This window comes from Chlorogloeopsis sp. ULAP02 (assembly GCF_038404745.2).
GTDB lineage: Bacteria > Cyanobacteriota > Cyanobacteriia > Cyanobacteriales > Nostocaceae > Chlorogloeopsis.
In genome coordinates, this window is record NZ_JAYKTT020000088.1 from 122,267 (window position 1) to 145,076 (window position 22,810).

Consider the following 22,810-nt stretch of genomic DNA (forward strand, 5'->3'; position numbering starts at 1 on the left):
AACCCAATACCCCTAGCTATACAGGTTGTAAATGCTTAATTTTAGGGACACTTTAAACACGAGATGATAAAATCAGCCGCAACCACAACTATTCAGGGAGAACTTTCTATTGGCGTGGAGGCGATATTTCCATTCCTATTTCAAGAACTTCAGCAGTCAACCAAAGCTTCTCAACAGAACTGTCGCGCAGTAGCGATGCGGATTGCAGCTGAAGTCTACCGGATTTGCCATGAAAGCAAACGCATTCAGGCTTCCGGTTCTGTAGAAAATTCAGCAATGGCTCTAGCTAAACATCGCCTGCAACAGTGTCTAAGGTACTATCAGTTGGGTTCAAATCGGGGTAGGGTCGAATTACACAGTACTTTAAGTGCAATCATTTATCGCTACATTAATCCGCCACAAAGACAATTGAGCTATCAGGGGCGACTAACAGTTATTGAAGATTTTCTACAAAGTTTTTATCTAGAGGCATTAAATGCTTTTCGGCGTGAGAATCAACTAGAAGCGAGCTATCGTCCTCAGACACTGCTGGAACTAGCAGAGTACATGGCATTTACCGAGCGCTATGGCAAGCGACGAATTCCCCTGCCAGGGCGTCAGCAGCAATTAATTATCCTCCGAGCACAAACTTTCTCACAACAGCAACCCCCAGAGACTTGTGTAGACATAGAGCAAGCCGCAGAAGGTAGTGGAAATGAAGCCGATGGTTCTTGGGAAGATCCAGCAGTACAGCAATTACGAACTGCAATGGCGACACAACCAGAACCAGAAGCTCAAGAAGAGACATTGCGATCGGTTGTAATTGCAGAATTGATGAATTATCTCGAAGAACGGCAACAGAATGATTGTGCTGATTATTTTGCCCTCCGACTTCAGGATTTATCAGCCCAAGAAATCGAGACGATCTTGGGTTTAACCCCCCGTCAAAGAGACTATTTACAGCAACGCTTTAAATATCATTTAATTCGATTTGCTTTATTGCATCGTTGGGAGTTAGTTCATGAATGGTTGGAAGCGGATTTACACACCAACTTGGGTTTAACTCCCCAACAATGGCAGGTATATACTGAACAACTTGACGAAAAGCAGCGGTGTTTATTAGAACTGAAGCAACAGGGACAACCTGATGAAAGAATCGCTAAAACTCTAGGATTGTCAATGGCACAACTTCAGAAACGCTGGTTTAAAATTCTTGAACAAGCTTGGGAAATTCGTAACTCCCTAGTATCCGGATCGACTGCTTCTACCAATGAATAGTGACTCAGAATCCTTACAACACTATTTTTTATCTTGGTTATTGACAGATTCTGACAACCCAAGAGATTTTATAAAAAGTAGAACGTAAGGACACCCACGGAGTGAAAAACCCTCTCTAGGGAGCTACTACATTCGCAAGTAGTTCTCAAGAGTCGGAGTCGAAGCTCCAGACCTTTCAATTGGGAGAAATTCCTACTGTGCAAGAACGTTTTCAAGCTGTTCTCAAACGTCGGCTCCAAAGTCAAACTGAGAGCCAACCACCTTTATTTCCTTGGGAAACTCACATAACGGATTATCCGGAGTATTTAGACGAGCCAGCTGTTGTATTAGTTCCTACTTGGGGGTGGGCAGCACAACAGTCGAATCTTGATCTACCAATACTTCTACCGGATAGTATTTTCCGGCAATTGCTTGATAAATGTCAAGCATTGATAACATCTTCGTCGCTGTTAGGGCCAAAATTAATTCAGGCTGTAGAAAACTTTTTCCCTAACGAATTCCAAACATTAAACAATTTGGCTGGAGTGGTGCTAACAGGTGCTACTCGTAGTAAAAAAATCAAGTTGCCACCATTGGAAGGTGACTATGCAGATTTACAGCCACGCCAGCAGATGTTGTTGTCGTTGTTGGCAGCAAAACAACTGCTAGAGAGTCTGACTCTCTATGTTTCAAGTACTGAACCTTTAGTCAGACAATGGCTAACTAGCTTAGGTGTTTTAAACTTAAGTGTAGAATACCAACTTCAAGGTCAAGTAGGCATACTCAGGGTTCAAGGTGATTTACCCTCTAAAGGGTCAATAAAAATTCAAGGAAATGGTTCGCAAATTAAAGCAGAGAGTTCAACTCCGGGTTGCTTGAGTGTTGAACTAAGTGGCATACAGCTGAACCAGACTTACACTCTGACAATAGAGTTGAAAGAAATAGATCAACAGCCATTGTCGTTTGTAATTATTCCCACCTCATAGCCGAAAAGTGCCATCGCTAGCACTAAAACTGAATCAAAGCTGTTGTTATGAGATTAGTATCATCCTGGTTCTGAAACCAACTTAATTTTTTAAGAAAAAGTTATTAGGGCGTCTACAAGCAGCTGCAATGAAAAAGCAACTTTTGATGCGAGGGAGTACAGTGTATCTCACTCGCATTGTGCTAGTACTGTATCAGTAGTGTTGACACAGTTACTGTGCTCAATATCACCATCAGTTGCTTTTTAATCACAATGTTTAACTTTTCCAGGATGAGTTCGCTTTGGCGTCTACCTTTGGGTAATAAATGGCGGCAAACAACGCCGCAGTCGCCTTTGGCAGATGTTGAAGATTCAATTACCTTCAGGGTGCTAGTGCTAGCGTTGGTAATTATAGGTGTTGTGGCAACGGATATTGCCGCCGAGACTAAATTCACTTTGTGGGCATTACCCTTGAGTTTAGTGGGTGGAATTTGGAGCTATTACCGTCGCTGCGATCGCAATATTTCGGTTAAATTCTGTATTGCCATTGGCATGTTAGTGGCACTAGGTGCTTTTTTAGGGCGATTGGTGGGAGAATCAAATGATACACGACTGGCTTTAGCAGAATTATTAATTCAACTGCAAGTACTGCACTGCTTTGATATGCCCCGTCGCAAGGATTTGGGTTATTCAATTGTGATCGGGCTAATTCTCATCGGGGTGGCAGCTACGCTCAGTCAGACTTTAGCATTTGCTCCTATCTTGCTATTGTTTTTAGCGATCGCCCTGCCTACTTTAGTGCTAGATTATCGTTCCCGACTCGGTTTAGAGAATTTCAAGATTGAGCGTGAACACTTCCAACCGAGGAATTCCCCAATTTTTGGGAGTTCCTCTTTTAATTTTAGATTTTTAATTTTTAATTTTTTGATAGTTGTTGGACTAGGTTTAGCAATTTTTGCTGTTTTACCCCGCTTTCCTGGTTATCAGTTGCGGATGTTTCCAGTCAGTTCTGCTATTAACGTTAAAGGTAATTTTACAGGGCGTAGCATTATCAATCCCGGTTATGTGCGCCAAGGGAAAAATCAGAATCAAGGCGATGGTGGTAGCGGCACAGAAAACGGCAATGGCGGTGGCAAGCCGGGAAAAGTAGATGATAGTTTTTATTACGGTTTTAATAGTCAGATGAACCAAAACCTGCGGGGTGAGATGAAACCCAAGGTAGTTATGCGGGTGCGATCACAAGCAGAAGGTTTTTGGCGGGTACTAGCATTTGATCGTTACACAGGTAAGGGATGGGAGATTTCGCGCAATGAGCAAGTCAAACGCATCAAGCGATCGCCTTGGAGTTATCAAATTTTTCTCAACCTACTAACCAGTATTGGTAAAACCAAAGAAGTAGTGCAAACTTACACGGTGGTGTCGGATTTGCCTAACTTGATTCCAGCAATGGCATATCCTAAAGAAATTTACTTTCCGACACCAATAATTGCAGTAGATTCAGAAGACGGGTTGCGAGCGCCGGTAGGATTATCAGAAGGCATGACTTACACTGTCATTTCACAGGTGCCATACCGCGATCGAACTTTGCTAGGAAAAGCTTCAACTAAATATCCACAAAGTTTTAAAGATTACTATTTACAAATACCCTCAGAAATCGCCGACAAAGTACGCAAACGCACAGAAGAAATATTAGCTAACTACAACCAACAAAAGGTAAGTCAGTCAAATAAATCGCTAGATTCTACCTATGAAAAGGTTCTTTATTTGGCTCAATACTTGAAGCAAAACTATCAAATTCCAGACAATCCTTTAGACTTACCTTATTTAGCAGAAAACGAAGACTTAGTAGAAGCTTTTTTGTTTAAGCACAAAGGTGGCTATCCTGATCATTTTTCCACAGTGCTGACGGTGATGCTGCGTTCTATTGGGATTCCTGCCAGGTTGGTAGCCGGGTTTGCATCTGGAGAGTTTAACCCGTTTACTGGGATGTATGTCGTCCGCAACACTGATGCTTATGCAATGACAGAAGTGTATTTTCCTAAATACGGCTGGTTTGCTTTTGATCCTATTCCCAATCATCCTTTGATTCCTCCATCTCTAGAAGAAATTCAGACTTTTAGTGTCTTGCGTCAATTTTGGAATTGGATTGCTGGGTGGTTACCATCTCCGGTGACAGGATTACTTAACAATATATTTGGGACAATATTCACTTGGATCAGCAAAGTTTTTTCTTGGTTTGTATCACTATTCTTCAAAGGTTGGCTGGGAATTTTCACTGGTTTAATCTTAGCGACAATCATATCTTTTTTAGGTTGGCTAGCTTGGAGTCAGTGGCGAGAATGGTTCCATCGTCTTAGCTTGAGGAAATTACCGCCAATGGAAAACCTTTATCAACAAATGCTGTTATGGGCAAATAAAAAAGGTTTGAGCAAGCATCCCGCACAAACACCGCTTGAGTATGCCAAAGTTTCATATCAACATCATTCAGTAGAAACGGCTGAGGTAATAGATGACATCTGCCAAGCCTACGTTAGCTGGCGTTATGGTGGTTATACCCCTGATTTGCACAGACTGCGACAACGATGGCAACAAGTCAACTCGCGCAGGGATAGGTAATATTATGTCCGTTAAAAAGCCCATCATCAAATAACTTCACCCAGCCCTCTCCTTGGTAAGGAGAGGGTGCCGGAGCGGGCGCGTAAGGTAGCGCGTACACAAATAGATTGATGCCTTGAACTTGAGAAAACTTGATTGAAGGGCTACACTACAGCCGATGGAATTTTCAAAATTAAACTGATGAGCTTATTTTCTCTTTTAATCTGACCACAGCATTAGCGTTTTTGTGAAGTGATTATAGATTCTCTAGATGTTTAATATTAATTTGTTTGTATTGTACTTGTTAGGAAACTAGTTAAATAGTTCAAGTTGAAGCATTGAGTTGATAAAACTTTTTAAATAGCTTGAATGGTTTTATTTTACCTATATCTTGAGTATGATTTTTAGATGAATGATTTGAGAAATAGCTAAAAAAAGCATTTCTTATTTAAAAACAAAAGCTAAGGTGAAAATAGACGTTGTAAGTGCAATTTTTTGGGGATAACATGGAAATTAGTTATTTATAAGCTTCTCACACCGCATTTGGTGTCAGTTTTTTATGGACATTCAGTTAATCAACATCGGTTTCGGCAACATTGTTTCTGCTAACCGAGTAGTTGCCATTGTCAGTCCAGAGTCTGCCCCGATTAAGCGGATTATTACAGATGCACGAGATCGAGGCCAACTTATTGACGCAACTTACGGTCGCCGTACCAGGGCTGTAATTATTACTGATTCCAGCCATGTTATTCTCTCGGCAATTCAGCCAGAAACGGTAGCGAATCGCTTTGTAATTTCCCGCGATCATCATGTGGTAGATAATTAAATTAAGGTGGGTCAAAAACTTACCTTGATTGGTGCAGTATCAGCAGTAACATGTGAATTAGACAAGTTTTTGTCACTCATGCTACAAAAACCATTAGTCAACAGTCTCTTGCCAACTCCAATAGACTAATGACCGATGAATAGTTTTATTGATTAATTCACAGGTTAAGCGGATGATGCAAGTTTTATCCTCTAAGAGTGGTGCTAATACCAAAGAATGCCCTTCTCCTGGCAAGCTAATTGTCTTGACAGGGCCGAGTGGTGTCGGTAAAGGTACTTTAATGCGATCGCTTCTGGTGCGTCATCCAGAACTATATTATTCTGTTTCTGCTACCACTCGTTCTCCCCGTACAGGAGAAGTAGACGGCAAGGATTATTACTTTATTAGCCGCAGTAAATTTGAACAATTAGTAGCGGCTGGTAAATTTTTAGAATGGGCAGAATTTGCTGGTAACTATTACGGTACTCCCAGCGAACCAGTCATCGACCAAATTTGTTCTGGCAAATTGGTTGTTTTGGAAATAGAGCTAGAAGGTGCACGACAAATTCGTCGCTCCTTTCCTAGCGCTCTTAGTATATTTATTCTGCCGCCGTCTTTTAATGAATTAGAGAAACGGATACGCAGTCGAGGACAAGATTCACAAGAAGCGATCGCCCGCCGTTTGAACCGTGCTCAAGAAGAAATCAATGCTGCCAATGAATTTGATATTCAAATCGTTAATGACGATTTTGAAACAGCTCTCAATTCTATAGAAGCAGTTTTGTTTGGTTAATTATTTACTTCTAAAGAATCACCTGATTCTTTTTATTAAAAACTCAAAAAGGACACAAAGAAAAAGCAATGCCTAATCTCTGTGTCCTTTAGTTTTTGTTAGTAGTTAGTAGTTGGTAGGGTAGCCAGTGCGCCCTTGCGGCTACCCTTCGGGTAGCACAGCCGCGTGCGGGTTTAGAAGATAAGTTATCGGTTTGAATCGAAAGTTAACCAACAAAACCCGCCCGTACAGTAATTGGTTATTTACCACTATCCACTAACAAATCACAAATCACGCATCATTAAATTAACCAAACAAACCTTGAATTAGTCCCAAGTTGGTAGTTAAAAAGTAGGCTGTTACTGCACCGCCAATACCACCAATTAAGAAAGCACTGGCAAAACCATTCCAGCCTTCATTGGATTGGAAAGCTTCGGGAGGGCTTGGTATCGTTACACTCTTAACTGGCTGAGGAGGATTACTATTAGCATAAAGGGATAAGGCACCAGTCAAAATCACAATTAAGCCTAAAGCTCCAAGTAAACCAGCTAAGTTAGCATTGACTGTGTTCCGCAGGGGGCCCAATTTAGCAAAAGGCCCAAAAATCCAGTAACCATGAGCCATGCCTATTTCTAAACCCCGTCTAAAGGTAGTGATACCAGGGCGATAAGCAGGCAAGTTACCAATGAACCACTTCACTAGGGGAGAAGAATTAATTGGTGTTTCTAGATTACCAACTTGTGGATCGCGGAATGCTGGAAAAACTACTTCCCTATTTCTAGGATCGCTAGGAGAATTTTTTGATGCATCAACTGCTTGCGCCATATTTGATTTTCGCCTCTAAATAATATGGTGGCAACATTTTATATTAATAATAATCCTAGTTTGATATGTTATTTGAACGTTAAGTTTAGAAAAATTAATTTAGTTATTTATATTTATTTTTAAGAATATGAAAAGCATATGCTGTGTCCAGCATTACAAGACTAAAAAGTTTTTAACTACCTAATTATGAATTAATTATTTTTAACTATTGCTGTTATATAATCATATAGTTAGTAGTTAATAGTTAGTAGCTGATTGTTATTAGTTTTCACAACCATCCACTAACCACTAACCACTCATCATGATCTCAACTATTAAAAACCGTTAGCAATCTATGGTAACGGATGGAAAAGCAGGTCAGGGAAAAAGCGGTTAAATTCAATTAAAATTCCTGCTGTAATGAACAGCCAGATTGTTGTGATTACTGGTGCTGTACTCAGAAACTTTAAGAAAGGACTTTGGTTATTCATGAATTAATCTCCAATGATTGAATAAGTACAGCTGAACTAACGTGGTGAAACAGGAATTTCTTCATCCTTGGCTGTTAATTCACCAGAGAGCAACTCTTTAATTGCTGCTGCTGGCCAAGCAAACCCGGATAGCATGATTGGCAATGCCAAAGGAACTTCGATTTGGATTTCTTTCTGTTCGACATCGCCTCCTTGTTTCTTGATTGTTTGTAAATAAGCGCGACCTACCCAACCAATCCAGCCCGCAATATACAAAAATAGAATGCTGGGGATCAAAAAGTCACCAGCACGATCTAGGCGACCATCAACAATCAAGTGAGGTAAACCTTCTGGCCCGCACAAAGCCTGAGAATAACGCTCAAATCGCTTTTGGCCGGATTGTGGATCGGCTGTAGTATTGCGAGCAACTTGTGCTCGCTGTTGGAAAGCAGGAGATTCACTACAAGGAACGAGATCTGCTCCTAGTGCCTTCGCAGACGGAGCAAAGTTGAACCAAAGAAAAATCGCTAAAATCAAAGCAAACAAGCGTCGCATGGAATTGTTTCCTTTTATGACGAAACAAATATATTTCTTGTACAAAACGAAGCGGCTTGTACAATTTTGATTTGCAGAACTATCAAGTCATTATAGTTTCATAAAATACAGGTAAAAGCTGAGATTACCTTTATTTTATGTTTGTGGGATTTATGCCCAATGGCTGAACCATGACAGCCTTATTTGTAACTGCGGTGAGAGAGAATTGTATCCATTTCTAACTCACTTTTTAAGCAGCATCTTCAATTTTAAAGACTAATAGAAATACGAAGTTTCCATTTTGTCTTTATGTGAGTTTGTGGAGTGGAATCCACAATTAAAACAGGATTAACTGGGCTTTTGACAGAAGTTAATCTGACCAATATGCTTGTATTTCCTGTTATTTTGTCGGGTTTTGAGTCTAAGGCAATCATACTCTTGCCTGTGAACCGAGTAAAGTTAAAGTAAATAAAAGTTAAAGTTTCTCAAACTAGTCTTTATTAGGCGTAACTGTGTAATGGCAACCGTTTTAGCAATCGAAACCAGCTGTGATGAAACTGCTGTCGCAATTGTTAGCAATCGGCTACTGAGAAGTAGTATCATTGCCTCTCAGATTCCTGTCCATAGTCGGTATGGGGGTGTAGTCCCGGAAGTCGCTTCTAGGCAGCATTTAGAAACAATTAATGAAGCGATCGCTCAAGCAATGGAACAAGCCCAGCTTGGCTGGGAGGAAATTGATGGAATCGCTGCCACCTGTGCACCTGGGTTGGTGGGGGCATTGCTAGTTGGCTTAACTGCTGCCAAGACTCTAGCCATGCTTTACAATAAGCCTTTTTTGGGTGTTCATCACTTAGAAGGACATATTTACGCGACTTATTTGAGTGAGCCTGCGCTAAAACCTCCTTTTTTGAGCTTACTTGTTTCCGGTGGACACACAAGCTTGATCTACGTTAATGATTGTGGTGATTACAAAACTCTGGGTGAAACCCGTGATGATGCCGCTGGAGAGGCTTTTGATAAAGTAGCGCGTCTATTGCAATTAGGGTATCCAGGTGGGCCTATTATTGATTGTTTAGCACAACAGGGAAATCCCCAGGCATTTAGTTTACCAGAAGGGAAAGTTTCCTTACCTAGTGGCGGGTATCATCCCTACGATGCAAGTTTTAGTGGTTTAAAGACAGCTGTTTTGCGGTTGGTACAGCAGTTGGAAAAACAGCAGGAACCTATACCAGTGGCAGACGTGGCAGCTAGTTTTCAGGATACGGTAGCCCGATCGCTCACCAAACGAGCGATCGCCTGTGCTCTCAACTACGGTTTGGATACTATTGCTGTGGGTGGTGGTGTAGCAGCCAACAGTGGTTTAAGACAACACTTGCAAACAGCAGCAACAGCGCACAACTTGCGTGTATTGTTTCCGCCTTTAAAATTTTGTACTGACAACGCCGCCATGATTGGGTGTGCCGCAGCCGATCATCTGAATCGAGGGCATATATCCCCCCTCACACTCAGTGTCCAATCGCGACTCGGACTCACAGATGTAATGCAGTTGTATCAATCAAGGAACTAGAACCCAGAATTCAATACCCAGGATATCAATTCATTCTGCGTTCTTCTGATGTATAAATATTTTCTCTCCCTCTCCTTGTTCCCTTGTCTCCCACTCTCCCACTCTCTTACTCTCACCCTCTTCTACTCTCTCACTCTCTGCCTGAGGTTGCGGAGCAACAATAGAAACAATGTGAGCTGCAACCACATCCGGTTGCTCTAACATTGCTAAATGTCCACAATTAGGAATTTCAATTACATTGTCACCACAGTATTGAAATAACTGATGAAAACTAGCTAAGTGACGGACATACTTTGGCTCCATCACCTTATCTTCAGTACCAGCTAAGAAGTAAACTGGCTGTTTCAGTTGGGATACAAGCTGAGGTAAGCGGTTGATTTCTTCCTCAGTTGTAGAGTCTAGCAGAGTTCCTAAGGCTGCTTCTGGGTTGGCTACAACAAAATCGATTACCCGTTGGCGCGCCCAATGACGCTCCAAAGGACGCGCCACACTTACCCTGCTAAAGAGCAAATCAATCAAAGGTAGTTGCCAGAGCCAGCGAGGACGAATCTGCAAAAATCGTTGTCCAGCCGAGCGAAATTGCTCAAAAGCTTCTTTAAGATAAATACCACCACCTGCGTTAATACAGATTACTCCCTGGACGCGATCGGGGTTTTGGGCGGCTTCCCAAAGAGCGATCGTCCCTCCCAAAGAGTGACCAACGAGCCAAGCACTGGTAATATTAAGCTGTTCTAACAAAATTGCTAAATCTCGTGCATAAGCAGCTGGCGTATAAAGAGAATCAAAGGGATCAATAAAATCACTGCCATCATTGGAACTTAGGTACAAAGAATTCACTTCACGAGTAATATCTATTTTCCCGTTGGGCTGGGACTCGCCAAAACCTCTTAAATCATAAGATAAACATTGAAAAGTAGCAGACAAACGGGAAATTAAGGGTTGCCAGTATCCACGGCTGTTGAGCCAACCATGAACAAACACTAGAGTATGAGGGCAGGACGTAGGAGCCGTAAGTTCGTATGCGTGTGGAACGCCCAAGATTTCGATGGTAGCCATACTTCTATCGTACCCTTAACAGCGAGTGCGATTGAAGAAAGTAAGTGGTAGTGATGAATCTCAAAGCAATGACTATTGACTCATTTGCCTAACAATCTTTGCTTTACCCCTTCAGCAATTTTGTGACCTAGATATTCTGGAATCAGACTTTCATTTGGCCCTAATAAATAGAGTATTAAGCGTGTGCGTCCACGCCAAACTAGCAAATTAGCATTCACTACCAAAAGGTCTTCTTGCCAAATAGCGTACATCACTTTGTAAAAGAGTCCCGGTTGGTTATCAGCTTCAATTACTAAAGCAGGAAGATGAAAGACTGGATCGACGTAGAATTCTGTTTGTACTTGCTCTAGACCTGTATCAAGATTGAATTCTACCGCCAGCATCTCTTCGACTTCAAACCGCCCTGCTAAAGCTTCTCGAATCGCACGACAGACGTTTTCTGAGGTTTTCTCACTCAGAACTTTGCTGCCACGAGAAACGAGGAGCTTGATAAACACCAACATTGGCGGTTTAATCTGACCGTATAAACTCAAACCGTGAATTGTTAGTCCGTAAGCTGCCAGCACCCCAAAAATATCGCTGAGGAGAAACGACTGATTGCGGTAAGCAAAATGTAAAGCACTTTTACTACCTTCTTGTTTCAGTTCGATCACGGCACGTCTAGATTTATATAAGCGGTAGGCTAATCGCAAATTTTGCAGTTGAATCTCACTGCTGACAAATTGTTCGTAAAACTGGGGGAAAGCGCGGTTAAAGCGCTTTAGGAGTTCTAATGTAGAAGATTTTAAACCAGAAGCCATCTTTGGGTGTAAGTCTTACTTGCTGTCATCAAATCGAAAGCGTTCATAGCTGTTATGTACAATTGCGTAATGTACAATTTCGTCTTGGATTGTTATCCCTTTGGTTAATTTCTCCTAGCATTTACTACAAAATGCTAAAGTTGAAAATGATTGGTGTGAAATCAGCGCTTTCTGAAACACAGACCATTGCGAGTTCCAACAACACTTAATTTAAAGATAAAAGTGTTAGGAAGCAAAAATGGGTAGTTCAGTAAAACGTTAATCAACACTCTTTCATTAGAAACCAATTCAGTTATACTACCCGAACCACGCTGGCATGGGTTTTTGGAAAACTTGGTTTAGTACTTCTGAACCGTTCACGACAACAAAAACAACTCCTTTTGAAGAGCATACAGTAGAAGCTGCGAGCAACTCTGGTGCCACTAGCGTTAGTGGAGCTCCTTCGCAGGAGGCTCGCATTGTTTTTAGCACAGAACGAGATATTGATTTATACGAACTTGAAGAACTTTGTGATGCCGTCGGTTGGTCGCGTCGTCCTTTAAGAAAAGTAAAAAAAGCTATTGAGCATAGTTTTCTCGTTGCCTCAATGTGGCAAGTGCGAGGAAATCAAAGACGGCTCATTGGTTTTGCCCGTGCTACCTCAGATCATGCATTTAATGCCACTATCTGGGATGTGGTAGTTCATCCAGAATTCCAAGGCAAAGGGCTGGGTAAAGCGCTGATGAAATACGTGCTTAAGAAACTTAGGGGTGAAGAAATTAGCAATGTCACTCTGTTTGCTGATCCCCATGTTGTAGACTTCTATCGAAGTTTGGGTTTCATGTCTGACCCAGAAGGCATTAAAGGTATGTTCTGGTATCCCCAATAACTTCTACGTAACAACAGCTATTGGTGTCATTAGGTTTAATCATGCTTGCAGGGATTTTAAAGTACGAAATTTTGAGCACAGGCTTTACATAGTAATTGACAGACAACCAACTTGCTTATACTCTTTAAAAGAGTGCATATAATTTGCCGTACACTTTTTAATGTGATTAGCTGCAAACGCGCAATTCGTTGTAGAATAGTGAAATCGGGATGTAGCGCAGCTTGGTAGCGCGCCTGCTTTGGGAGCAGGATGCCGCAGGTTCAAATCCTGTCATCCCGACTTAAATACAATAGTTTTTTACAACTCTAGAGCTGGTTATAGGTTCTAGAGTTTTTTACATTCTCTAAGCAACAAAAACAAAACTTGACTATATTTTAATGTTGGATGAGCTAAGAAGAATATAAGTAATTTATAATTCCCAAAAGATACGTATTTTTACTTCAGGTAATTCTAGTTATTTTTAAAAAAGTCTAATTAAATTAACAAAAATAAAAACTAAATTTCTATAGCTTTGATAATCTAACGTAAGATTTAACACTTGAGTTGATTATGATGGATGGAACTATTTACTATCCTGTAGAGTCAACGATGCCAAGTAAAAGCAATAAAATGGCATTTGTCGTCTTCAGTCGCGGAGAATTTCTCTTCGCCTGGAGGCAAAATATAACAAGCATCTATCTACAGTATTTTGGAGTCAATCTCAAGGTGAATTGACAAATCCAAGCACGATCAACTGGTGATCGGGATATCATAACTGAAGCTAGTTGGTGCTGTGCCAATTTTATTGTTCATGTGACTTGATTGAAGTATTGATGCTAGGAGAAGTCATGAATTTATTGGTTCGCTGGGGTACAACATTAGGTTTAGTGGGGAGTACTCTGCTGTCAACTTTTTTAAGCGGAAACGCCCCAGTACTAGCATTATCAGAGCAAAAAATAAAGCAAATACTGGATCAAGTGCCAGTATTTTTAATCACAAATCCTCAAGGCTTGCCACTCAGTCGTCCCTTAGAAGGACAAAATGCCCAAAAAGGTAGCTCGGTGACAGGTGTTTATATGAGCCAGCAAGAAGCTCAAACTTTTGTCAACCAGCTACGGAATGCTCCAGAAAAAGACCCAAAGAAAGCAGAAATGCTAAAAAGTCTACAGGTAACAGCAGTACCGCTGGGAGTCATTTATCAGCAATTGCAAAAATCCAAAAATCAGCCAAATCGTCTGTTCTTTGCTTTCAAACCCGTAGATCGGGAAATTCAAGGAGCAATGGAATTATTGCGGCAAAGTGGTCAAGACATAAAACAGTTTAGGAGCGTACCTATTTTTCTTGTGAGATTCGCACCAGATAAAGGGTATGTCCCAATTGAGTTGGGTTCTGATAAGAAGGAATATATTCCTCTGTTTACAAGCAAGCAAGACGCAGACAATTTGTTGAAGCAGGTGAAGCAAAAGTTCCCCAAAGCTGATATCCAAGTAGTGGATGTTGATGGAATTGTAAAAACCTTACAGGAGAAAAACGATAAGTGGCTGGAGCAAGTAGTCTTTTTCCCGTCTCCAGAGGCTAGACAGTATATCCAATCACTTCCTAAAAATAGTGCTTCTAACCAAGCACCGCCTGCTCAACAGAAAAAATAAACAAAATCAGTGAACAGTTATCAAAATCAGAGTCATGGACAGGAGAAAGAGAATTCATTTTCCTGGTTCAAATTCCCTACACTTTAGTTAGGTGAATTAACTGATAACTGATAACTGTTAACTGTTAATGTATGGCAGAAAAACAGCCAAAAGATATTTCTGGTTTACAGGTTTGGCAGTGGCGCACAAAAGCGATTCACTCAGCGATCGCTGCTGATGTGCCACCTGCTGAAGTAGATTGGTTGTTACAAGAGGTTGCTGGCTTAGATCGTTTGGCACTGCGTTTAGAGTTGTTTAAAGACTGGCCGAAAATTCAACTGCGGCTGCCTTTAGAAGAATTAGAGGCGCTGTGGCACAAACGTCTGCATGAGCGTCTACCAGTACAATACATTACTGGAGTTACACCTTGGCGACAGTTTAAGGTTGTAGTGTCACCTGCGGTTTTAATTCCCAGACCAGAAACAGAGTGTTTAATTGATCTAGCAGTTGCCGCTGTTTGCAAGAGTCAGGAAAATTTGCGCCTAGAACAAGGACATTGGGCAGACTTAGGAACCGGCAGTGGAGTGATCGCCCTTGGGCTTGCAGATGCCTTTAGGGAAGCGACAATCCACGCTATTGACTGCTCTGGAGAAGTTCTTTCACTTGCTCAACAAAATGCTCAAAATTATGGTTTTGGCGATCGCATACATTTCTATCACGGTTGTTGGTGGGAACCACTAGAATCTTTAAAAGGACAGTTTAGTGGTATGGTGTCAAACCCGCCTTATATTCCCACCACTATCTTGCCTGAGTTGCAACCAGAAGTGATGAATCATGAGCCGAAACTGGCATTAGATGGAGGTGCTGATGGTTTGGCTTGTATACGTCATTTAATAGAAACTTCTTCTACCTACTTACGTCCGGGTGGAGTGTGGCTGGTAGAGATGATGGCAGGGCAAGCAGATACAGTGCGAGAAATGCTGCAAAATCATGGTAGCTATAGCGATATTGAAATTCACAGCGATTTAGCTGGGATTGAACGCTTCGCTCTTGCCAAGAAATTATGAATGATGAAATATAAATAAGTTTCACAATTTGTAATTCATCATTTCAAGATGACGCAAGTTTCCTTAGATGTACTCGTAGCTGAAGCACGAGCAGGTAAATTAGTAAGCTTTCCCACAGATACCGTTCCTGCGCTGGCAGCTATACCAGAGCAGGGAGAATTAATTTTTACCGCCAAGCAGCGCAGTCAGGATAAACCTTTAATATTGATGGCGGCTAGGGCAAAAGAACTTTGGTCTTTTGTCACTGGTAATAAATATGAGTATCAAATTTGGCAGCAAGTTGCGGATCAACACTGGCCGGGAGCATTAACTCTAGTTTTACCTGCCTCACCACTGGTGCCAAAAGTTATGAATCCTACCGATCCAACTACAATTGGTATTCGTGTACCTAATCGTGCGATCGCTCAAAAAATTTTGGCACAAACAGGGCCACTTGCTACTACTAGTGCTAATTTATCAGGTCAACCAGCTTTACAAACAATGGCAGAAATCGAAGCTCAATTTCCCGAAGTCCTGACATTGTATACAAATGAGTGCGAAAATGAAATACCGGGAAATGGAGTACCTTCTACTGTTGCTAAATGGACTGGGAAAGATTGGCAAATTTTACGGCAAGGTGGAATTAAGTTAGTTTGAGATTTGGCTTGAAAATAGGGAACAGGGAAAGAGATTTTCATTCCCTCGTTGTGTAATTTAATCACATGGGCCTCTGGCTTGAAAATAAGGTAGAGAGCAGGAGGCAGTAGACGCGTTCGCCGTAAAGTGTTGCGTCAACTAGTGGATGCTTTAGCTGGTTTGTAAAATCAACAAAATACCTGTTCTATTAAAACTACTCCGGAACTTTAATCTACGCCTTGGTGGTCAATTAAAAAGTTAATATTTTTGCTAAATAAATTATGGACTGGAGTAATTGGATCTATTTAGGAGCAGGATTATTATTAGGATTGGGTGTGAATAGGTTACTGCTGCGGACAAAAAATTCATCTAGTTCATCATTAGTATTGCCAGTAGAACAGCAGAACATAGCAAAACTCCAAGAACAACTCAAGCAAACCCAACTGGCTTATCATATGGCACGAGAAATGAGCCAGTTTAAAGCAGGATTCTTAGCACGGACTACCCATGTCTTGCGATCGCCCATTAATGGTTTAATTGGGTTGCATCAGTTAATTTTATCCAATTTGTGTGAGAATCCAGAAGAAGAGCGAGAATTTATCCACCAAGCTCAGGAAAGGGCATTAAAGCTCTTAAAATTAATAGATGAAATTTTGAATATTGCCAGGTTAGAACATGGCACAAGTAAACTAGATCTGCAATCGCAATCGCTAGCTGAACTCTTACAAGAAGTTTACGATTTAACTTATATGCTAGCGGAAAATCGCAATTTTCCCTTTAAGGTATTACTACCCGATCCAGAAATTCAAATTTTTATAGATTTTCGCTGGTGTAGACAAGTATTACTATATTTAATCGAAGCTGTCATTGCTCAAATGGAGGAAGGCAGCATTTATATTTCTTCTCAAGTTGCACCTACAAGTAATTTGGTTCACATCTGGTTGGATGTGCCTTCCTATACTGTTTCTCAAAGTGAGTCAATAGATTTAATTAAATCAGAACACCTACTATCTCAAATCGACGCAGAAAACCCGAAATTATTACCAGGAATGAACTTGTTACTTGCTCAAGTCTTATTAGAAGTAATGGGGAGCAACTTGGAAATTATTCCTTTTGCTGATGTGCAAGCACCAACTGAAGATACAATTAGGCTACAAATTTCTATTCCCTTAGTGACTAAGGGTGTAGGAGCGCAGAATCACTAATTTTATTTTCCTGATTCACTCTTCAACAAAAGACTTTCTCCCCTTACACTCTTATGCTCTGCTTAAAGAAAAACTAAGTACAATAACCTTTTCCCTTCTGCCTCTTTGAAGTTCAGAGCCTCCTTGTGGAGGAGCTGAGTCACAAGGCGACACGCTGCGCTTACCGCGCAGCCATGCCCGCAGGGCTTGACGCTCACGAAGGAAACCTCCGCTCTGACTTCTCTGTGCCGTCTGCCCTCTGCCTTTAATGCCTTTAATAATTTGATGTTTCTTGAAGCTGTATTTCTCCAGATGCAAGGGAACCAAGGTGAGATTGATTTTGCAATACCATCGTAGTTGTAGTATTGTGTTGGAAGCCTATTTTTTCATAAAACTGCTGTTGGTGAGTGGTCATTAAGTAAACACGTTCTACCCGGTTAATGCGAGGATGGCTTAATATTGTTTCTACAAGCTTACTTCCAAGCTTATTACCACGGTAGTCAGGATGAATGACAACATCCCAAATAGTGGCACGATAAATACCATCAGAAGTTGCTCTAGCAAAGCCAATTAGTTTTTGTCCATCCCAAAGAGTAATAACGGGATCACTATTAGCAATGGCTGTGCGCAAATCTTCGATACTGCGCCCTTTTGCCCAAAAAGCTGCTAGGTTCAACAACTGTTGGAGTTGATATAGATCTATTTTTGATTTGCGATCGCTAAACTGAATCTGAGCAGAATTCATAAATCGCACCACGTTTATGCAGTATCTGAGATGACTTCCGCTTTGCAAGATACAGCCTTTAGGCTTGGATCGCAACTAGTTTTCTAGAGAATAATTCAAGATTTAATGACAAATCCACTTCCAGAGAGGATGGCTCGGCCCTTGCTGGCGGATTCGATATACTTGTTGTTCAAGGCGTTGCTTTTCTTGCTGTGGTAAACCTAGCAAGATATTCCGGCTTTGCCAAATTAAAATAGCAACAGTCATACCAATACAAAGAGCTAAACCAACGGTAGCAATGGGATGGTAGGCAAGTCCGTATCTGACTGCTACCCAGGTAAAGTATTGCCGCCACAGCACTATTTCTTCACGTAGATGCCACAATGAAACAGGGGCAATAGTAAGCCAAAGAAAGCCGACAAATAACCACCTGCCGTATACGGTGAGTCTGTGTAGCCTTTGAACTTGTTTAGCAAAAGATAAATTAGAGTTTTCTGTGTCTAAAAATTTTTCCGGTTGCTCCATATGCACTGAAGTAGCGATCGGTGGTTAGTCGTACTTTTAAACAACTAAAAACCAATAACTAACAAATAAACTATTAGCTATTGATCGGCAGACGCATCCATAGACTCGGCTGTTGTAATGCCAACTGATTCACCTTTGCGTTCTCGCCACCAAGCCAGCAGAGTACTGGCAATGAAAATACTGGAATATGCCCCTGCTACAAAACCAATAATCAAGGCTAAAGCGAAGTTTTTTAGGGTTTCTCCACCAAATAGAAAGATGGCAAATAAGGTTAGCAAAGTAGTTAATGTCGTATTGATTGACCTTGTCAATGTTTGATTAACAGCATCATCTACGATATCAGCGATCGGGCGATCGGGAGTCAATTTCAGCGTTTCTCGAATCCGATCATAAATCACCACAGTATCGTTTACCGAGAAACCTGTAATTGTGAGTAAGGCAACGACAAATAAGCTGTCTACTTCTATGCCTAGCACTAAGCCCAATATTGAGAAAACTCCTGCCGTAACCAGTACATCATGAAAAAGGGCAATGATGGCGAAGACAGCGTAGTCAAGCTGGAAGCGGAAAGTTAAGTAGATAATGATGCCAACGAAGGAAACAATCAAAGCAATAACACCACTTCTAAAAAGTTCCCGTCCGATTGTAGGGCCAACTGTGTCAATTTGGCTTTTTTGTGGATCAAAGGTGCCTATTTTTTCACCGATCGCGTTTTGTAGCCTAGTACGCTGCTCGACGTCCAAGGTTTTGGTACGGATTAATACACCGTTATCTTTACCAGTTTCTTTATCTGCAACAATTTGGATACTGCTATCACCCAAACCTTGTTCTTTTGCTACTTCTCGAACAACATTGATGTCAATGGGCTGATCACAGTTACCAGGCTGATTGCAATCTCGTTCAAATTGCAAGCGCGTACCACCCACAAAATCCAGACTAGGACGTAGGGGGGCGCGAATATCGGGATTTTGCCAAGAAATCACCATTGAGATGATTCCCGTGAGAATGATGGCGGCAGAAACAGCCCACCATAGCGATCGCGATTTGTTGATACTTAGTTTCATCGAGCCACCTCTGCCTTATTGGAGGCTGGCAGATTAGGACAATATAACTCAGGCTTACGTAAGGATGGTAATGAAATCGCTAAAAACATCAATGTTCGGCTACAGGTAATTGCTGTAAACATACTTACTGCCACACCTAAAGCCAAGGTTACAGCAAAACCTTTCACCAAACCAGATCCCAACCAGAACAAAGCCGCACAAGCAATCCAAGTGGTGACATTACTATCTAAAATACTGGAAAAAGCACGGTAAAAGCCTGACTCTACAGAACGATAAAGGCTTTTGCCTGCTCGCAATTCTTCCCTTGTACGCTCAAAAATGAGTACATTAGCATCGACTGCCATACCAATACTAAGAATAAAGCCTGCAATCCCTGGTAGTGTGAGAGTGACGCCCAATAAAATGAAACAAGCCCAACAAAGTAGAGCATAGATGATAAGGGATAGATCCGCAATCAATCCCGGCAGTCTGTAATATAAAACCATGAATATTAATACTAAAGTCAGTCCTCCAACGCCTGCCCAGATACTGCTGAGAATGCTATCTTGACCTAAGGTTGCACCAACTGTACGAATTTCGCCAATCTCAACTGGTACAGGTAAAGAGCCTCCCTTGAGCTTGATACCTAATTCGTTTGCATCTTGTGGTGTAAAGTTGCCAGTAATCACAGCAGCGCCACCAGTAATACCTGTATTTGCAAATTCTGGGCCAACAACTGGATAACTAATCAATTCATTATCAAGGAAAATACCGATACTGCGACCAGTACCTGCCAAATTTTTAGTTAATTGGGCAAATAGTTCACCACCTTGCTGATTGAAGCGAATTGCAACATTCCAATTATTGCCCTGGGTGGGTTCACCGTAGGCATCTTGGAGAAATTTACCAGTCAGTGGAGGGTTAGTACTTTCAAATAATTCGGCGATCGCTTCGCTATTATTTTTTAGTGCTTCTTGATTTTTTTGAATTGCTGCGGCGTCATTGGAGCTGATTAACTGTTTTTGCTTTAATCTCAGTTCCGCTCGCGATGCATTTAAAGCAAATAATTGGGCTTCTGTATTTGGCTTTTGTTGGCGAAACTCCAACTGCGCCGTACCCCCAAGAATTCTTTCTGCTTGCTGTGGATCGTTAACTCCCGGTAGTTGTACTAGGATCTTGTCTTCTCCAACTGTTTGAATAACTGGCTCGGAGACACCTAGACTGTTAATGCGCCCTTCAACTACTTTTTTAACAGCTTCTAATTCTCGTTCCCCAATTTTGGGAATTTCTGGTGTTGTTTTCACCTCAATTGTCAGCTGTGAGCCTCCCCGTAAGTCTAATCCTAGTGGTACGGGAATATTGGCAATTACCCCAATCGCGGCAATTACCAAAACTAAAATTAAAGCTAATAGCGATCGCTGTCTTTGCATACCATCACTCACTGCGACAAACGCTATAATAACGCTCTTTGATGAGTTATGAGTGAAGAGTTAAGTTTTTTGCTGTTGGTTGTTAATGGTTAATCGCAATTAACCATTAACCATAGTTACTAAACTCGTAAAGCAACCATTTTTTCCACAGCTTCGACAATTTGCTCTGGTTGAACAATTGTCAATCTTTCCAATGTGCCGTTGTAAGGCGTGGGGATATCTTGAGAAGAAAGCCGTAGTACTGGCGCATCCAATTCATCAAAAAAGCGATCATTGATTGAGGCAATGATTTCTGCTGCAACGCCCCCTGTTCTCATGCACTCTTCAACTATTATGACTCGATGGGTTTTTCTCACAGATGCCCCAATGGTATCCAAATCAAGGGGTTTGAGAGATATTAAATCAATTACTTCCGGATCGTAACCTTCTTTTTCCAAAGTTTTTACGGCTTGCATGACATGATGACGCATCCGAGAGTAGGTAAGGATTGTTACGTCTTTACCGTGACGCACAATTTCTGCTTTATCTAGGGGTAGTAAATATTCTTCTTCTGGTAGATTTTCTTTTAAGTTATAAAGCAGGACGTGTTCAAAGAACAACACTGGGTTATCATCGCGAATTGCTGCTTTGAGTAGTCCTTTGGCGTTATAAGGTGTAGAGCAAGCAACAATTTTCAAGCCAGGCACGGCTTGGAAGTAAGCTTCTAGGCGTTGGGAGTGTTCTGCTCCTAATTGCCGTCCCACACCACCAGGGCCGCGAATTACCATTGGTATCTTATAGTTACCACCGGAGGTATAGCGTAGCATCCCGGCATTGTTAGCTATTTGGTTAAAGGCAAGAAGCAAAAAGCCCATATTCATACCTTCGATGATTGGACGCAACCCAGTCATCGCTGCTCCCACGGCTAATCCAGTAAAGCTGTTTTCGGCAATGGGAGTGTCCAAAACTCGTAATTCGCCGTATTTTATATATAAGTCTTTGGTAACTTTGTAGGAACCACCATAGTGTCCTACATCTTCACCAAGTACAAATACTGTTGAATCATGCGCCATTTCTTCATCAATGGCTTGCTGTAGGGCGTTGAATAATAATGTTTCTGCCATTAGACCTCTAATGCGATGATTGTTTTAGAATCTTATCGCGCTTCTGCTATGAATTACGGTGAGCAATCGCACGAGTTGCTCGTCAAATGACGAACATCTGTACTTAAATGCTGCACTATCCTAAGTTTGCCTGTAAATTGACACTAAGAAACGGATTGTTGCACAACATCATTTGTCCTAAAAAAGACACTGTTAATTCATCTGTTTTCCATTCAGAATAAAAAACCTCTGAACAGCACTGTTATCCTTTTTCCAAGACCGTTTCTGAAGCTAATATCATTCACTTTCTTATTTAAACCAGCCATATCAAAAAGAAGCCTGTCCTTTTTTGTGTGCTGGATATGCCTGATCAAAGTTCTGATGAGTTACTTTAACTAAGATAAAGTTTTTCATCAGCGGTATTATCCGATATTGCAAGATTACGTTAATTGTAGCTTCACTGTTCAAAAATTTTACTATCTCTGTGCATAGAAGAGATGTAAACTTCTAGCCATCTTCAAACTCAACAAGCTACAGTCTTAATTCAGCCGCAGGAGCATCAGGTAAGGCAGAAACCTGATTTACCTGATTTGCAGGAAATCTTCTTGGTCTTCCTGGTTTACGTTTGTGCCGCTGATTAATTGATTTTTCACTAGCTGCTGCCAGTTCTTCAGGCGTGCATTTAAACAGTCTCAACGCTTCTAAATACTTTTTTGGTGTCATTGTGGGTTCGGTACGTCCCGCTTCCCAGTTGCGAACACTAGTTTCACTGATTGCAAGCCTGAAGGCAACTTCTGCACGACTAAGTCCCGCACGTTCTCTCAGGACTTGCATATCCATATCCTAATGCTCCTTTCACATTTATTTGAATACATTTATTAAATCAATTGACGTAAAAATGCCAACCGAAAATATATTATTAACTATATTATTTTATAAGCGATCGCCCTACTTTATGACAAACAGCTAAAGTGACAGAAAAAGAGCTATGCAAAGTCTATTTCTGCACAATCTCGGAGATTTTTATCTAAAAAGGTGGTTGGGAACTAATCTCCGGCAACG

The 22,810-nt window shown here is 41.3% G+C and carries 21 protein-coding genes, 1 tRNA gene and 1 pseudogene; 12 read left to right on the forward strand and 11 right to left on the reverse strand.

Annotated features, from left to right (window positions below):
* Positions 1-66 precede the first annotated feature (66 nt).
* From hetZ to gmk, 5 genes and pseudogenes are all read left to right on the forward strand, one after another.
* On the forward strand, positions 67-1,257 hold the full coding sequence (gene hetZ, locus U2718_RS32470; protein ID WP_341994606.1) for a heterocyst differentiation protein HetZ: 1,191 nt from the start codon (positions 67-69) through the stop codon (positions 1,255-1,257).
* Positions 1,250-2,222, forward strand: a pseudogene (locus U2718_RS32475) (PatU). Before hetZ ends, U2718_RS32475 begins: the two are co-directional and overlap by 8 nt.
* A gap of 269 nt (positions 2,223-2,491) precedes the next feature.
* A complete protein-coding gene (locus U2718_RS32480; RefSeq protein WP_341994604.1) occupies positions 2,492-4,816 on the forward strand; it encodes a DUF3488 and DUF4129 domain-containing transglutaminase family protein in 2,325 nt (774 codons plus the stop codon).
* Positions 4,817-5,354: 538 nt separating this feature from the next.
* Complete coding sequence (gene remA / locus U2718_RS32485) at positions 5,355-5,621, forward strand: extracellular matrix/biofilm regulator RemA (protein WP_016879096.1); 267 nt, start codon at positions 5,355-5,357, stop codon at positions 5,619-5,621.
* A gap of 172 nt (positions 5,622-5,793) precedes the next feature.
* Positions 5,794-6,393 carry a guanylate kinase gene (gene gmk / locus U2718_RS32490; RefSeq protein WP_341994396.1) on the forward strand — a complete coding sequence of 200 codons (600 nt, stop codon included), beginning with the start codon at positions 5,794-5,796 and terminating at the stop codon, positions 6,391-6,393.
* 285 nt (positions 6,394-6,678) lie between these two features.
* Here the strand turns inward: gmk and U2718_RS32495 are convergent, their stop codons facing one another.
* The 3 genes from U2718_RS32495 to U2718_RS32505 form a co-directional block, all read right to left on the reverse strand.
* The gene (locus tag U2718_RS32495) at positions 6,679-7,197 is read right to left on the reverse strand and encodes a photosystem I reaction center protein subunit XI (protein ID WP_341994394.1); all 519 of its coding nucleotides are present in this window, start codon (positions 7,195-7,197) and stop codon (positions 6,679-6,681) included.
* A gap of 332 nt (positions 7,198-7,529) precedes the next feature.
* On the reverse strand, positions 7,530-7,667 hold the full coding sequence (gene psaJ / locus U2718_RS32500) for a photosystem I reaction center subunit IX (protein WP_016879756.1): 138 nt from the start codon (positions 7,665-7,667) through the stop codon (positions 7,530-7,532).
* A 36-nt stretch (positions 7,668-7,703) separates the two neighbouring features.
* Complete coding sequence (locus tag U2718_RS32505) at positions 7,704-8,201, reverse strand: photosystem I reaction center subunit III (RefSeq protein WP_016879099.1); 498 nt, start codon at positions 8,199-8,201, stop codon at positions 7,704-7,706.
* A gap of 496 nt (positions 8,202-8,697) precedes the next feature.
* On the opposite strand from U2718_RS32505, the gene tsaD reads away from it, so the two are divergent.
* Complete coding sequence (gene tsaD, locus U2718_RS32510) at positions 8,698-9,747, forward strand: tRNA (adenosine(37)-N6)-threonylcarbamoyltransferase complex transferase subunit TsaD (RefSeq protein WP_341994389.1); 1,050 nt, start codon at positions 8,698-8,700, stop codon at positions 9,745-9,747.
* A 30-nt stretch (positions 9,748-9,777) separates the two neighbouring features.
* Here tsaD and U2718_RS32515 read toward each other — a convergent pair whose 3' ends face one another.
* On the reverse strand, positions 9,778-10,803 hold the full coding sequence (locus U2718_RS32515; protein ID WP_341994387.1) for an alpha/beta hydrolase: 1,026 nt from the start codon (positions 10,801-10,803) through the stop codon (positions 9,778-9,780).
* Positions 10,804-10,883: 80 nt separating this feature from the next.
* On the reverse strand, positions 10,884-11,603 hold the full coding sequence (locus U2718_RS32520) for a hypothetical protein (RefSeq protein WP_289789022.1): 720 nt from the start codon (positions 11,601-11,603) through the stop codon (positions 10,884-10,886).
* Positions 11,604-11,919: 316 nt separating this feature from the next.
* On the opposite strand from U2718_RS32520, the gene U2718_RS32525 reads away from it, so the two are divergent.
* The 6 genes from U2718_RS32525 to U2718_RS32550 all read left to right on the forward strand — a co-directional run bounded on the left by U2718_RS32525 (position 11,920) and on the right by U2718_RS32550 (position 16,965).
* Positions 11,920-12,471, forward strand: a complete 552-nt coding sequence (locus U2718_RS32525) for a GNAT family N-acetyltransferase (RefSeq protein ID WP_341994384.1) — start codon at positions 11,920-11,922, stop codon at positions 12,469-12,471.
* A 205-nt stretch (positions 12,472-12,676) separates the two neighbouring features.
* Positions 12,677-12,750 (forward strand) — tRNA-Pro (locus U2718_RS32530).
* Positions 12,751-13,298: 548 nt separating this feature from the next.
* Entirely contained in the window at positions 13,299-14,099 is an 801-nt protein-coding gene (locus tag U2718_RS32535; RefSeq protein WP_341994382.1) for a Tic22 family protein, read from the forward strand.
* A gap of 131 nt (positions 14,100-14,230) precedes the next feature.
* Positions 14,231-15,145: a peptide chain release factor N(5)-glutamine methyltransferase gene (prmC, locus tag U2718_RS32540; protein ID WP_341994380.1), complete on the forward strand. Its 915-nt coding sequence runs from the start codon at positions 14,231-14,233 to the stop codon at positions 15,143-15,145.
* A 48-nt stretch (positions 15,146-15,193) separates the two neighbouring features.
* Positions 15,194-15,781, forward strand: a complete 588-nt coding sequence (locus U2718_RS32545; protein ID WP_341994378.1) for an L-threonylcarbamoyladenylate synthase — start codon at positions 15,194-15,196, stop codon at positions 15,779-15,781.
* A gap of 260 nt (positions 15,782-16,041) precedes the next feature.
* The gene (locus tag U2718_RS32550) at positions 16,042-16,965 is read left to right on the forward strand and encodes a HAMP domain-containing sensor histidine kinase (protein ID WP_341994375.1); all 924 of its coding nucleotides are present in this window, start codon (positions 16,042-16,044) and stop codon (positions 16,963-16,965) included.
* Positions 16,966-17,218: 253 nt separating this feature from the next.
* Here U2718_RS32550 and U2718_RS32555 read toward each other — a convergent pair whose 3' ends face one another.
* From U2718_RS32555 to U2718_RS32580, 6 genes are all read right to left on the reverse strand, one after another.
* Entirely contained in the window at positions 17,219-17,689 is a 471-nt protein-coding gene (locus tag U2718_RS32555) for a GNAT family N-acetyltransferase (RefSeq protein ID WP_341994373.1), read from the reverse strand.
* A gap of 102 nt (positions 17,690-17,791) precedes the next feature.
* Entirely contained in the window at positions 17,792-18,193 is a 402-nt protein-coding gene (locus U2718_RS32560) for a hypothetical protein (RefSeq protein WP_341994371.1), read from the reverse strand.
* A gap of 77 nt (positions 18,194-18,270) precedes the next feature.
* Positions 18,271-19,257 (reverse strand): protein translocase subunit SecF, encoded by a 987-nt coding sequence (secF, locus tag U2718_RS32565; RefSeq protein ID WP_341994370.1) that lies wholly within the window; start codon positions 19,255-19,257, stop codon positions 18,271-18,273.
* On the reverse strand, positions 19,254-20,666 hold the full coding sequence (gene secD / locus U2718_RS32570; protein ID WP_341994602.1) for a protein translocase subunit SecD: 1,413 nt from the start codon (positions 20,664-20,666) through the stop codon (positions 19,254-19,256). Before secD ends, secF begins: the two co-directional genes overlap by 4 nt.
* Positions 20,667-20,785: 119 nt before the next feature.
* Positions 20,786-21,769, reverse strand: a complete 984-nt coding sequence (locus tag U2718_RS32575) for an alpha-ketoacid dehydrogenase subunit beta (protein ID WP_341994368.1) — start codon at positions 21,767-21,769, stop codon at positions 20,786-20,788.
* 510 nt (positions 21,770-22,279) lie between these two features.
* Positions 22,280-22,588, reverse strand: a complete 309-nt coding sequence (locus U2718_RS32580; RefSeq protein WP_341994367.1) for a helix-turn-helix transcriptional regulator — start codon at positions 22,586-22,588, stop codon at positions 22,280-22,282.
* Positions 22,589-22,810 lie beyond the last annotated feature (222 nt).